Below are 13,066 nucleotides of genomic sequence, written 5' to 3' on the forward strand. Positions count from 1 at the left end.
CGAATCCTGTTGCAGACCCCAATGACCGCGCTGAAATACCTCCAGGCTTACCCCGCTGCCCTCCAGGAGCAAGTACGCCAGCTGATCGCCAAGGACCAGTTGGGCGCCTACCTGGAGCAGCGTTACCCCGACCGCCATGGGGTGCAGAGCGACAAAGCCCTGTACGCCTATGCCCAGGCCTTGAAGCAGGAACACCTGCGCAACGCGCCGGCCATCGACAAAGTGCTGTTCGATAACCGCCTGGACCTGACCCACCGCGCCCTTGGCCTGCATACCACGATCTCGCGGGTGCAGGGCGGCAACCTCAAATCCAAGAAAGAGATCCGCATTGCCTCGCTGTTCAAGGAGGCCGCGCCGCAATTCCTGCGCATGATCGTGGTTCACGAGTTGGCGCACTTCAAGGAATCGGACCACAACAAGGCGTTCTACAAACTCTGCGACTACATGATGCCCGGCTACCACCAGGTGGAATTCGACCTGCGGGTGTACCTCACGTATCGCGACCTGCAGGGCAAACCCTGACCGCACAAGGCGACTGACCATGGATGTGAGCAAGACCAAAAGCAGCTTCTACCGCCGCCTGTACGTGGCGTACCTGATCGACAGCGGGCAGGCCAGCAGCGTCCCGGCGCTGACCGACGTTACCGGCATGCCCCGGCGCACCGCGCAGGACACGATTGCGGCGCTGGCCGACCTGGATATTGTGTGTGAATTCGAACAGGAAGACGGCGCCCGCAACCATGCCGGGCACTATCGGATTCGCGATTGGGGCGCGATTGATCGGCGTTGGATCGAGTTGAATCTCGCGTCCGTCAAACAAGTATTGGGTTATCCCTGAGGCCCTTCGTGGATTTGGCTGACGCTATCGGGAGCAAGCCCCCTCCCACAGTTTGAACTGCGAATACATTCAAATGTGGGAGGGGCGGTGCGACGATTCGACTTGCCCCCGATGGCGGCCTCAAGCGCGCCGCATCCCTATATGTGGAATGTCATCCTCCAGGTATTCCTCACCCGCCACCACAAACCCATACCGCCCGTAATACCCCTGCAAATGGGCTTGGGCTGACAGGAAGATCGGCGTCTCAGGCCAGATCTCGTCAACCTGCCTGAGGGTTTCTTCCATCATCTGGTGCCCTAGCCCGGTGCCCCGTGCAACCGGCGCCACGATCACACGGCCGATCACCACGTCACCGCCCTGGGACTCTGGATCCAGCAGGCGCAGGTAGGCCACCAGCTCGTCGTCTTTCCAGGCCATCAGGTGGTGGGTATCGCCCGCCAGGTCCTGCCCGTCGATGTCCTGGTAGACGCACTTCTGCTCGACAACGAAGACCTCGCTGCGCAAACGCAAAATGGCGTACAGCTGCTCCTTGCCCAGGTCGGTGTGATGCTTGCAGACCCAATCGACTGTCATGGTGTGATCTCACGTAAATGTCCGTTCTGGATAGTAAGCGCGACGGGCAGCGGTGTCTAAATCAACTATTTTTGTGGATGAAATCAAATTGCCATCATTGAGTGCGTTCGTCGGCCGTTTCTTTGTGTAATCTGAGCTAATGTTAGAGCCTCAGGCACTGCCTGAGCTAAGGCCACCGCCTGCCCGCCAAGGACTTTGAGCATGCCGCGATTGTCTCGTGCCGTTGCTTTGATTGGAGTGTTGTTGCTGGCCACGCCTGCATTTGCACAGCGTCTGCGCCTGGTAGCGGATGCCTGGCCACCCTTTACCGATTCCACCTTGGTCAATGGTGGGTTGGCGACCGACATCGTCACCACGGCGTTGGCCCGTGCGGGCTATGCCAGTGACTTCGAACAGGTGCCCTGGGCCCGGGCGCTGATGGGCGTGGGCGACGGGCGCTATGACGTGTTGGTCAACGCCTGGTACGACGAGGCCCGTACGCATTTGGGGCAGTTCTCGGGCGAATACCTGCTTAACCGCGTGCGTTTGATCAAGCGCCGTGACGACCCCATCGAGTTTCAGGACCTGGAGCAGTTGCACGACTATCCCATTGCGGTGGTGCGTGGTTATGCCTATTCGGCGGCGTTCGATGGGGATGTGCAGTTGCAGAAAGTGCCGGTGCATAACTTCGCCATGGCCGTGCGGATGCTGGCGGCGCAGCGGGTGCGGCTGACCGTGGAGGATGAGTATGTGGCGCGTTATTACCTGTCGCGCGAGTCGGCGCGGGTGCGCAATGCGGTGGAGTTCCTGCCCAAGCCGCTGAGCGAAAACAGCCTGCATATTCTGGTCAGCCTGAAGAACCCTGAGCACGCGCAGATTGTGGTGAGCTTTGACCGTGAGATTGCCAGGATGAAGGCTGATGGCAGTTATGCGCGGTTGATGAAGGCCCATGGCATGTAGTGCCTGTGCGGGCCTCATCGGGGGCAAGCCCCCTCCCACATTTGTTATGCGATCAAGTGTGGGAGGGGCTTACCCCCGATAGCGGCCTAAGCCGCGCTGGTATCTTTGATCAGGTGCGCCGCCAAGGTGCGCAAAGGCCCCAACTGTCTGCATATCAACGCCAACTGCGTCTGCACCAACCGCTGCCCTTCATCTATCTCATCCGGCATCTGCTCCAGATCCGCCGCCAAGGCCTCCTCGGCATCGCTCTGAATCGCAATCGGCTGCTTGTTCGCCAGCCCCGTGGCGATTTCATCAATGCTCGCCGCCAGGCTATTGCCGGCGCCTGCGATCAAGTGTTCACGCACCTCGGCCGGCAGCTGGGTTTCGCGGTGTGCACCGAGCCCCGACAGGTAGCTGAGCAATGTGTGCGACAGCACCAGGAAGCGGAAGCCCACATCGGCCTCCTTACGGAAATGCCCGGGCTCCATGAGCATATTCGCCAGGGTGGTGGACAGCGCCGCATCGGCGTTGTGGGCATTGCGCCGGGCCAGGCGGTAAGCCAGGTCGTCGCTCTTGCCGGCGGCGTATTGCTGCATGATCTGGCGCAGGTAGATGCTGTTGCAGGTCAGGGTGTTGGCCAGCACCTTGTTCAAGCGTCGGCCTTGCCAGTCCGGCAGGAACAGGAACACCGCCAGGCCTGCAATCAAACTGCCGAGCAACGTATCGAACAGGCGTGGCAGGAACAACCCGTAGCCATCGCCCACCTGGTTGAAGCAGAACAGCACCATCAAGGTGATCGCCGCCGTGGCCAGGGTGTAGCGGGTGGTGCGGTTGATAAAGAACACCAGCCCGGCGGCGATGGCGAACATCGACTGCACCAGGGGGCTGGGGAACAGGTCGAACAGCGCCCACGCCACGGTGAGGCCGATGGCGGTGCCGATGATCCGCTGGCCGAGCTTGCGCCGGGTAGCGCCGTAGTTCGGTTGGCAAACAAATAGCGTGGTGAGGATGATCCAGTAGCCCTGGGAGGCATGGATCGCGTGCAGCATGCCGTAGCCGACGGTCAGCGCCAGGGACAGGCGCAGTGCATGGCGGAACAGCAGCGACGTCGGCGTCAGTTGCGTGCGCAGGCGCGTCCACATCTCCTTCAGGTTGCGTGGGGCGCGGTCCAGCAGGTTGCTGTCGGTGGCGTCGGCCAGGGCATCGGGGTTGCTCGCGTCGCCAAGCAGGCGGTCGAGGGTGGACAGGTTGGCTGCGAGGGCGCGCAACGAACGCAGCAGGCCGCGCCAGGCCGGGTTGCTCTGGATACGCAGGTGTTCCAGGGAAGCATTCAGGTCGCTGAGGGCTTCGGCGAAGCTGTCGTCATAGATGAACGGCTGGCGTAACTGGATCGACTCGGCCAGGGCCTGGCAGGCCTTGCCTTGCTGGCGTAGCAGGCGTTGGCAGCGGAACAGCACATCGCTGTGGAAGAACGCATCGGCCAGGGCGTTGTAAGGATAGTGGGATGAACTGGCGCGTTCGTGGATGTCCTGGGCCAGGAAGTACAGCTTGAGGTAGCGACTGACCTTCGACCCCGGCCGGCCATTGCCCACACGGTGCAGGATGATTTCCTTCGCCGCATTCAGCGCCGCCACCACCCGGCCATTTTGCTGGGCCAGTTCCAGGCGGCGGGCTTCCACATCCAGCTGGCGAATCGGTTCGAACAACGACGATTTGAGCTTGAGGTAACGCCCCAACTCGCGGAACAACCGCGCCAGGCTCTGTTGCACCGGCTGGTTGGAAAACAGCGCCTGCCACAGCACCGACAGCGCGCCGTACCAGGCGGCACCGGCCACCAGCAGTAACGGTTCATGCCAGAAATCGCTGACGGCGCCGCCGCGCTGGTCCACGCCGATCATGGTGTAGACCGACAGGATCAAGGTGGCCGAGGCAATCGCGCCATAGCGTTCACCCAAGGCGCCGAGCATGGTCAGGCAGAACGTTGCCAGGGCCAGGGAGATGGCGAAAATCCAAGGGTAGGGGAACAGCAGCTCCACCGACAGCGCGGCAATGCTGAAACACACCAGCGTCACCGCCAGGGCGTTGAGGCGGCCTTGCCAACTGTCGTCGGTCTCGGCCAGGGCGCTGGCGATAATCCCCAGGAACAGCGGGATCAGCAGCGCCATTTCATCCTGGTACCAGCACAACGCCATGCTGCCGGTGAGGGCGATGAACACCCGGATGCTATAGCTGAATTTATCCAGCGCCCACAGGCGCCGCATGGACTGCTTGAACGAGGTCGATGACATGAAGTCTGGAGTCTTCCGGGACGATGCCGCTAAATTGAGCCATCAGTGACGCCACGGCAAGGGTGGTGATCACATCTGACAGCAAATTATTCTCAGGCATACAGCCCCTCCCACATTTTTTACCGCGTCGTGTCAAACAAACTGCGCGGCCGCGTAACCGGAAGCCCACGCCCACTGGAAGTTGAATCCACCCAGGTGTCCGGTCACATCCAGCACTTCGCCAATAAAGTACAAGCCCGGGCTTTTCAGCGACTCCATGGTCTTGGACGAGACTTCCCGCGTATCCACGCCGCCCAAGGTCACTTCGGCCGTGCGGTAGCCCTCGGTGCCCGCCGGCACCAGTTGCCAGCTCGACAGTTTTTGCGCGATGTCGGCCACTTCGGCGTGGGTGTACTGCTTCATCGGCTTGGACACGAACCAGGTTTCCGCCAGCAGATTGGCCATCTTCTTGGTGAAGATTTCACCCAGCAGGGTTTTCAGCTCGCTGTTGGGGCGTTCGACCTGCTGCTGTTGCAGCCAGGTGTGGGCGTCGTGGTCAGGCAGCAGATTGATTTCCACCGTGTCGCCGGATTCCCAGTAGGACGAAATCTGCAGAATCGCCGGGCCGCTGAGGCCGCGATGGGTAAACAGGATGTTCTCGCGAAAGCTCTGGTCGTTGCAGCTGACCAGGCAATCCACCGAGGTACCGGACAACTCGCCGCACAAGTCCTTGAGCTGGTCGGTGATGGTGAACGGCACCAGCCCGGCGCGGGTCGGCAACAGCTCATGGCCGAACTGCCTGGCCACCTGGTAACCGAAACCGGTGGCGCCCAGGGTCGGGATCGACAGGCCGCCGGTGGCGATCACCAGGGATTCGCAGCGCAGTTCACCCACGGTGGTCTGCAACTGGTAGCCGTTGTCGACCTTGGCGATTTCTTCAATCGAGGTGTCCAGGTGCAGGCTCACGCCGGTCTGGATGCACTCGTCCAACAGCATGCCGAGGATGTCGCTGGATTTGTTATCGCAGAACAGCTGGCCGAGTTTCTTCTCGTGGTACGGCACGCCGTGCTTGGCCACCAGCCCGATAAAGTCCCACTGGGTATAGCGGGCCAGGGCGGACTTGCAGAAGTGCGCGTTGTGCGACAGGAAGTTGGCCGGCTCGGTGTACAGGTTGGTGAAATTGCAGCGGCCACCGCCCGACATCAGGATCTTTTTGCCGGCCTTGTTCGCATGGTCGAGCAACATCACCTTGCGCCCACGCCCGGCGGCGGTCAGTGCGCACATCAAGCCTGCGGCGCCGGCGCCAATGATCACAACTTCGGTCGAGCGCAAAACGGTGTCCTCTTACAAATTCTGATTTGGAATACAGTCAAATGTGGGAGGGGGCTTGCCCCCGATGGCAGTGTGTCAGTCAGTACATCTGTCACTGACACTCCGCCATCGGGGGCAAGCCCCCTCCCACATTGGATCTCCATATAGGTCGGAGATCGTGTTACAGGATACGAACGCGCAACGAACGGCCCTTGATCTTGCCGTCGTTCAAACGCTGCAACGCCTGTTTGGCGATGCCGCGTTCCACGGCCACGAAGGCCTGGAAGTCGAAGATCGCGATCTTGCCGACCTGGGCACCCGGGATGCCGGCTTCACCGGTCAATGCGCCGAGGATGTCGCCTGGGCGCACCTTGTCTTTGCGGCCGGCGGCGATGCACAGGGTGCTCATCACCGGCAACAGCGGGCCACCGCTTTGCGGCTTGAGGTTGTCCAGTTGGTCCCAGTTCAGCGGTGACTTCTGCAGTTGCTCGATGGCCTGGGCGCGGTGCGCTTCGGACGGCGCCACCAGGCTGATGGCGATGCCGGTCTCACCGGCGCGACCGGTACGGCCCACGCGGTGGATGTGGATTTCCGAGTCGCGGGCCAGTTCGACGTTGATCACCATGTCCAGCGCGTCAATGTCCAGGCCGCGGGCGGCGACGTCGGTGGCCACCAGCACCGAGGTGCTGCGGTTGGCGAACATCGCCAATACCTGGTCACGGTCGCGCTGTTCCAGGTCGCCATGCAGGCCGACGGCGGAAATGCCCTTGGCCGTCAGGTGGTCGACGGTTTCCTGTACTTGCTGCTTGGTGAAGCAGAACGCCACGCAGGAGGCCGGGCGGAAATGCGCCAGCACCTTGGTCACGGCGTCCATGCGTTCTTCCGGGGAGATCTCGTAGAAACGCTGTTCGATCTGGTCGTCGGAGTGGAACGCTTCGGCTTTCACTTGCTGCGGCGCGCGCATGAACTTCGAGGCCAGCTGCTTGATGCTCACCGGGTAGGTGGCCGAGAACAGCAGGGTCTGGCGGCGCGGCGGGGTCTTGCTGATGATGTCTTCGATGGCGTCGTAGAAACCCATGTCGAGCATGCGGTCGGCTTCGTCGAGGATCAGCGTGTTCAAGCCGTCCAGCACCAGCGAACCCTTGCGCAGGTGTTGCTGGATACGGCCCGGGGTGCCGACGATCACGTGGGCGCCGTGCTCCAGGGAGGCGATCTGCGGGCCGAGGGACACGCCGCCGCACAGGGTCAGGACCTTGATGTTGTCTTCGGCACGGGCCAGGCGGCGGATTTCCTTGGCGACCTGGTCGGCCAGCTCACGGGTCGGGCACATCACCAGGGCCTGGCAGCCGAAGTAGCGCGGGTTGATCGGGTTCAGCAGGCCGATGCCGAACGCGGCGGTCTTGCCGCTGCCGGTCTTGGCCTGGGCAATCAGGTCCAGCCCCTTGAGGATCACCGGCAAGCTTTGCGCCTGGATCTGCGTCATCTCGACATAACCCAGCGAGTCGAGGTTAGCCAGCATGGCGGCGGACAGGGGCAAAGTATTAAAAGCGGTGGCGATGGTAGTCACGGGACTGGCTCTGCAAAACAAAATGTCGCGCAGTGTAGCAGGCCCCGGTGGGTTTTTTCGCATGGTTCGGATGAGGGGTGGGGGCCGCGGCAAGTTATGAGCGGCAAGCGGCAAGCTCGAAGCCGTCTTGCAGCTTCAAGCTTGCCGCTTGCCGCTGCCTTTAGGCTCCAATTGCAGGAAGATCGCCGCCGCCAGCATCGCCATGATGCCCACGGTGAGGAAGGTCAGCTGGAAGGCGCCGAGCACGCTTTCCACGCCATCGTTGCCGGACTCGGCAGTAAAGCCGCCAAGCAACGCACCGGCGCATGCTACCCCAAGGCTCAGGGACAATTGCGCCACCACTGACAGCAAGCTGTTGCCGCTGCTGGCCTGGGCGTCGTCGAGGTCGATCAGGGTGACGGTGTTCATCGCGGTAAATTGCAGCGAGTTGATTGCCCCCAGCACCGCCAGCATTGCCAGCAGCAGCGGGTAGGGCGTCTGCTCGCTGACCAGGCCCATGCTCGCCAGCATGATGCCCAGCACCAGGGTGTTGCCGGTCAGCACGATGCGGTAGCCCACGCGCTCGATCAGCGGCCGGGCGATGGACTTGGCGAACATCGCCGCCGCCGCCAGGGGCAGCATGCTCATCCCTGCCTGGGACGGCGAATACCCCAGGGCCACTTGCAGCAGCAACGGCACCAGGAACGGCAAGGCGCCGCTGCCCAGGCGCGCGAACAGGTTGCCGAGGATACCCACCGCAAAGGTGCGGGTCTTGAACAGCGCCGGCGAGAACAGCGGGTTATCGATATGCCCGGCGCGCAGCCAATACGCCGCCAGGCACGCCAACCCGCCGAACAGCAGCAACATCACCCGTAGGTGCGGCAGGTGCAATTCGCCCAGGCCTTCCATGGCAATGGTGATCAGCACCATGGCCGCGCCGAACAGCAGGAAGCCGATGCCATCGAAGCGCGTACGTTCGCTGCCGCGCAGGTCGGGGATGAACTTCCACACGGCGTAGCAACCGATCATGCCCACCGGCAGGTTGATCAGGAAGATCCAGTGCCACGTCAGGTATTGCACCATCCAGCCGCCCATGGTCGGGCCGAGCAAGGGCCCGAGCAGGCCGGGAATGGTGATGAAACCCATGATCCGCACGAGTTCGGAGCGGGGGTAGGCGCGTAGCACCACGAGCCGGCCGACCGGCAGCATCAACGCCCCGCCGAGGCCCTGGATGACCCGCGCACCCACCAGCATGGTCAGGCTGCTGGACAAGGCGCACAGCAAGGAGCCGATGCTGAACAGCATGATCGCGCCGAAGAAAATCTTCTTGGTGCCGAAGCGGTCGGCGATCCAGCCCGAGGCCGGGATCAGCAAGGCGACGGTGAGCATGTAGGCGATCACCACCCCTTGCATGCGCAGCGGGTTTTCCGCCAGGTCCCGGGCCATGGCCGGCAGTGCGGTGTTGAGAATCGTCCCATCCAGCGATTGCATGAAGAAGGCAATCGCTACCACCCAGGGGAGCCAGCGGGCGGTCTTGGCATCGAGAGGGGCGCGATTCGGCATGGTTTACCTTTTTGTTAGCAAGCTATGTGTCGGCGATTATGCGCCATTCGTCGCCCCTTTTCCCACTGGCGGTTGGTCTAAATCCGACAACGCCGCGTGCTCGCCCACCAGGAAATCCAACAATGCACGGTGCACCGCCAAAGCCGCCTCGCGGGACTCCAGGTCCAGTAAATGCCCGGTGTGTTCGGCCACGGCAAAGCTGCTGCGGTCGACGTAGTGCTTGAACAGTTGGGCATCCGCGGCGGGGGTGTATTCGTCCAGCGTGCCGTTGAGAAAGTGCACCGGGGTTTCGATTTTTCGCAGTGCCGGCAGGTAGTTGCCATCGCCCAGGGCCAGCACCTGGTGGATATGAAAGCGCGCCTGTCGGTATTCGGTGGTGGCCATGTTCGACAGGTGCCGGTGGTTATTGCGCTTGAGGCGGGGCGACAGGTATTTGCCGACGGTCTCGTTGAGCAGGTGCCCGACTGCGGACTTGTCATCGGCTTCGATCAGCACCCGCACGCGCTCCACATAGTCGAGCATTGCCTGGTTGAGGTTGGGCGCCAGGGCCATGACCACTGAGCTTTCGACCGACGGCGGGTTGTGTGCCAGGGTCAGCAGCGTGGAGATGCCGCCCCATGAGGCCGAGACCAGGTGATTGACCTGGAAGCGCTCGACCAGGGCGCGCAGGATTTGCACCTCGTCATCCTTGGTCACCAGGTCCAGGTCGGTGTTGTGTTCGCGGGAATAGCCCGAGAAGGGCAGGTCGAACAACAGCACATTGAAGTGCTCGGCCAGGCATTTGCTGGTTCGGGCGAATGAGCGTGTGGTGGACAGTGCGCCATTGACCATCAAGACGGTCTTCTTTTGCGAATCGTTTCCTAGTTGCTCAACATGAACGTTGTAGTGCTTGAACAGCTTTTGTATGACGAAACTTCCATGGTTCATCGCAGTACTTCCAGTGTGTGGCGGTATGCCACTGGCTGTTATAGCGAGGTTTTTGACGGGCGACAACAGGCTGCCCGTGCAAACTGGGAGGAAGCGAATTTACGGTAGGAAGGGCCGAAACCGAGCTGTCTGAAATCAGCGCAAGACAATGTGGGAGGGGCAAGCCCCCTCCCACAGGGGGGTATTTACAGGGTCAGGGTCAGGCGGTTGACCAGGGCGCCCGGCAACAGGTTGGAGGCGGTATTGCGCTGGCCGTAAGTGCTGGCCGACAGCAGCAGTTCCCGCTCAGCGGTCAGGGCTTCCAACTGTGAGCCGAGCAGGCTGTAGACGCTGTCATCAAAACGCATGGTGCTGACCGGTGCCTTGATCTCGCCGTCTTCCACCCAGAACGTGGCGAAGCGCGTCATGCCGGTCAGGCGTGCGGCGGGCAGGTCGGAGTAGTTCAGGTACCACAGGTTGCTGATGTAGAGCCCGGTGCCCAGTTGCTTGAGGATCTCGGCCTGGGCCAGGCTGCCCGCCGCGATCTGCAAGGCGCTGGGGGATTCGTCGCCGCTGGCGCCGTTGGCGCTGAGACCATATTCGGCGGCGCTGCGCGAGTTCACCAGTTGGCCCTCGGCCTTGCCGGCGTTGATCAGCGTGACATCACTGCGCGGGTAGCCTTCGCTGGAGAACGCTTGGCTCAGGGAGTCGGTGATGTGTTCTTTCACCGTCACCAGCGGGCTCAAGGACTGCTCACCGGCATAGAGCCGTTGCAACGAGCTGCCTTTGCTGGCGATGGCCTGGGCGGAAAAACCACCCCAGGTGATAATGCTGATGATTTCTTCCAGCGCCGCCGGGGCGAGGTAGGCGCGGTATTGTCCGGGCGCCAGTGGGTGCAGCGGGCGGCCAAGGAATTCCAGCTGTTCACGGGCCAGCTGGAAGCGCCGGGCGAACTCGGCGCTGTCCCAGGCGTCGCCGGCGTAGCTGGCTTTTACCGCTTCGCCATTGGCGTGGAACAGGCTGAAATCGAAGTTGAAACTATTGGCCTGATGCCAGCCAAACGCACCGTCCGAACTGGCAAAGCCCCGGCTGATCGGCCCGGCGGCATAGAAGCCGACCAGGTCGACGCCATTGGCTGCCTGGCTGATTTCTTCCAGCACCTGGGCCAGGTCGGGCAGGGGACGGGCCTGTTCGTTGTGGCTTTGCCAGGCGTTGTGGTTGAGCAACAGGTACGGGTCATGTGGCAGCAGCGGCAGGGTTTCACGCAACTGCCGCAGGCCGTCGGCGAGGCGCTGGCGATCCAGCTCGGGCTCGCCGGCCAGGGTGATGCCGAGGTCGGCATGGCGGCCATCGTTGATCAGCTTGAGATTGAGGCTGGCCTGCTGCACTTGCCCGGCCTGCCGCACCTTGGCGTGGTTGAAGCGCACGAACTCGGACGATTCCGCCGCGTAGCCCAGGTGAAATTGTTCCTTGTCGGTGATGGCCTGCTTGAGCCACTGCACCAATGCCTTGAAGTTGTTCATCAGGCATCTCCCCCAAATACGTCAACGTTGCTGAACACACAGGCCGGCGACGCATGGCCGACGCGGATCACCTGGTTGGGCTCGCCCTTGCCGCAGTTCGGCGTGCCCAGCACTTTGAAGGTGCTGGCGTCGCCCACGGCGCTGAGGTTGCGCCAGAACTGCGCGGAAATCGCCCGGTAGTTGGGGTTTTTCACCACGCCCTTGAGTTCGCCGTTTTCAATCAACTGGCCCCACTCACAGCCGAACTGGAACTTGTTGCGCGCATCGTCGATGGACCACGAGCGGTTGGTCGACATCAGGATGCCGTGTTCGATGCCGCCAATCAGTTGCGCCAGGCGCTTATCGCCGGCTTCGATATTCAGGTTGGCCATGCGGTCGATCGGCGGGCGGTTCCAGCTGCTGGCGCGGCTGTTGGCCACGCCGTCCATGCCCGAGCGGAACTGCGACAACGCCCCACCCAATGGCTTGAGCAGCAGCCCTTCGCGGATCAGGAATTGCTTGCTGGCCGCGGTGCCGTCGTCGTCATGGCCGTAGCTGGCCAGTTGCTCGGGAATGTCCGGGTCGAACGTTACGTTCAGCAGCTTGGAGCCGTATTGCAGGTGGCCGAAGTCGCTGGCCTTCACAAAACTGGTGCCGGCGTAATTGCGCTCATCGCCGAGGATGCGGTCGAGTTCCAGCGGATGGCCGATGGACTCGTGGATCTGCAGGATCATCTGGTCGGGCATCAGCAGCAGGTCGCGCGGGCCCTGGGGCGTGTTTGGCGCCAGCAGCAGTTGCAGGGCTTCGTCGGCAATGCGCGGCGCGGCGCCGACCAGGCCGAAGCGGCTGATCACGTTAAAGCCGCCCTGCTGGCCGAAGTTGGTGCCACCCAGGGTGCGGGTCTGGCTGTCGTTGCCGTCAAAGGCCGTGACGTTGACGCCGGGGAACACAAACCGCTGGGCCTGGCGCAGTTCGGCGCCGGCTGTATTGAGGTAGATCTGCTCGACATGGGTCACGCCCAGGCTCACGTCCCAACTGACCAGGCGCTCGTCCTTGGGCACGGCGGCCGATTCGTCGCCCAGCAGTTGGTAGCAGTCGCTCAAGGACGGGAAGGGCTGGTCCAGGTCGGGCGACAGGTAGTCGGCGACGTCGCTGGACACCGGTTGATCGCGCAGGTCGAGCAGGGCGTGGGGCCGAATCTGCCGGGCCTGCTGTTCGGCGCGCTCAAGGGCGGCTTGCAGGCCAGGCAGGGAAATATCGTGGGTCGCGGCATAGGCTTCCACACCGTTCAGGCGCACGGTGAGCATGGCGCCTTCGTCGTGGCTCAGGTGCGGCGGTTCGGCGACGTTCTTGCGCACCGACAGGTACTGGCCAGACTCGCGTACGTAGCGTAGGGAGAAAAATTCGGCGGTGGTGCGCAGGGCACTGAAATGCTTTTTGAGTGTGGCGTGGTGGTCGAACATGGGGCCTTCCTTGTGGGCGGCTCAGCGCGGGCAGGCAAACAGAGTAGGCCTGGGCTGGGGAGCGATCAAGGAGAGGTGATTCTTTGTGGCAAGTGCCCCCTGTGGCGAGCGGGCTTGCCCCGCGTTGGGCTGCGCAGCGGCCCCAAAAATCTTGGGAGCGCTACGCACTCCAACGC

General features: G+C 62.5%; 11 protein-coding genes. 3 read left to right on the forward strand and 8 right to left on the reverse strand.

The features are described 5' to 3' along the window. Nucleotides 1-21: 21 nt before the first annotated feature. Together AB1462_RS28945 and AB1462_RS28950 are read left to right on the forward strand one after the other, a co-directional pair. Complete coding sequence (locus tag AB1462_RS28945) at nucleotides 22-522, forward strand: M48 family metallopeptidase (RefSeq protein WP_027606033.1); 501 nt, start codon at nucleotides 22-24, stop codon at nucleotides 520-522. Between the two features lie 19 nt (nucleotides 523-541). Continuing rightward, nucleotides 542-838, forward strand: a complete 297-nt coding sequence (locus AB1462_RS28950; RefSeq protein WP_090401705.1) for a helix-turn-helix domain-containing protein — start codon at nucleotides 542-544, stop codon at nucleotides 836-838. Between the two features lie 120 nt (nucleotides 839-958). On the opposite strand, the gene AB1462_RS28955 is transcribed toward AB1462_RS28950, so the two are convergent. Then, the gene (locus AB1462_RS28955; protein WP_090401706.1) at nucleotides 959-1,411 is read right to left on the reverse strand and encodes a GNAT family N-acetyltransferase; all 453 of its coding nucleotides are present in this window, start codon (nucleotides 1,409-1,411) and stop codon (nucleotides 959-961) included. Nucleotides 1,412-1,612: 201 nt separating this feature from the next. Here AB1462_RS28955 and AB1462_RS28960 point away from each other — a divergent pair, with 201 nt between their 5' ends. Continuing rightward, nucleotides 1,613-2,350 carry a substrate-binding periplasmic protein gene (locus tag AB1462_RS28960; RefSeq protein WP_367248661.1) on the forward strand — a complete coding sequence of 246 codons (738 nt, stop codon included), beginning with the start codon at nucleotides 1,613-1,615 and terminating at the stop codon, nucleotides 2,348-2,350. A gap of 86 nt (nucleotides 2,351-2,436) precedes the next feature. On the opposite strand, the gene yccS is transcribed toward AB1462_RS28960, so the two are convergent. The 7 genes from yccS to AB1462_RS28995 all read right to left on the reverse strand — a co-directional run bounded on the left by yccS (nucleotide 2,437) and on the right by AB1462_RS28995 (nucleotide 12,890). Beyond that, nucleotides 2,437-4,620 carry a YccS family putative transporter gene (gene yccS / locus AB1462_RS28965; protein WP_367248663.1) on the reverse strand — a complete coding sequence of 728 codons (2,184 nt, stop codon included), beginning with the start codon at nucleotides 4,618-4,620 and terminating at the stop codon, nucleotides 2,437-2,439. 132 nt (nucleotides 4,621-4,752) lie between these two features. Continuing rightward, nucleotides 4,753-5,931, reverse strand: coding sequence for an NAD(P)/FAD-dependent oxidoreductase (locus AB1462_RS28970; protein ID WP_090401709.1), 1,179 nt, complete (start codon nucleotides 5,929-5,931; stop codon nucleotides 4,753-4,755). Between the two features lie 160 nt (nucleotides 5,932-6,091). Then, the gene (gene dbpA, locus AB1462_RS28975; RefSeq protein WP_235865629.1) at nucleotides 6,092-7,429 is read right to left on the reverse strand and encodes an ATP-dependent RNA helicase DbpA; all 1,338 of its coding nucleotides are present in this window, start codon (nucleotides 7,427-7,429) and stop codon (nucleotides 6,092-6,094) included. Nucleotides 7,430-7,612: 183 nt separating this feature from the next. After that, the gene (mdtD, locus tag AB1462_RS28980) at nucleotides 7,613-9,019 is read right to left on the reverse strand and encodes a multidrug transporter subunit MdtD (protein WP_367248665.1); all 1,407 of its coding nucleotides are present in this window, start codon (nucleotides 9,017-9,019) and stop codon (nucleotides 7,613-7,615) included. Nucleotides 9,020-9,055: 36 nt separating this feature from the next. After that, nucleotides 9,056-9,946 carry an alpha/beta hydrolase gene (locus tag AB1462_RS28985; protein WP_090401712.1) on the reverse strand — a complete coding sequence of 297 codons (891 nt, stop codon included), beginning with the start codon at nucleotides 9,944-9,946 and terminating at the stop codon, nucleotides 9,056-9,058. A 185-nt stretch (nucleotides 9,947-10,131) separates the two neighbouring features. Beyond that, on the reverse strand, nucleotides 10,132-11,448 hold the full coding sequence (locus tag AB1462_RS28990; protein ID WP_090401713.1) for a TldD/PmbA family protein: 1,317 nt from the start codon (nucleotides 11,446-11,448) through the stop codon (nucleotides 10,132-10,134). Then, nucleotides 11,448-12,890 (reverse strand): TldD/PmbA family protein, encoded by a 1,443-nt coding sequence (locus AB1462_RS28995; protein WP_090401714.1) that lies wholly within the window; start codon nucleotides 12,888-12,890, stop codon nucleotides 11,448-11,450. Before AB1462_RS28995 ends, AB1462_RS28990 begins: the two co-directional genes overlap by 1 nt. Between the last annotated feature and the right edge of the window lie 176 nt (nucleotides 12,891-13,066).

The organism is Pseudomonas sp. SB113 (genome assembly GCF_040754745.1).
GTDB classification, from domain to species: domain Bacteria; phylum Pseudomonadota; class Gammaproteobacteria; order Pseudomonadales; family Pseudomonadaceae; genus Aquipseudomonas; species Aquipseudomonas grimontii.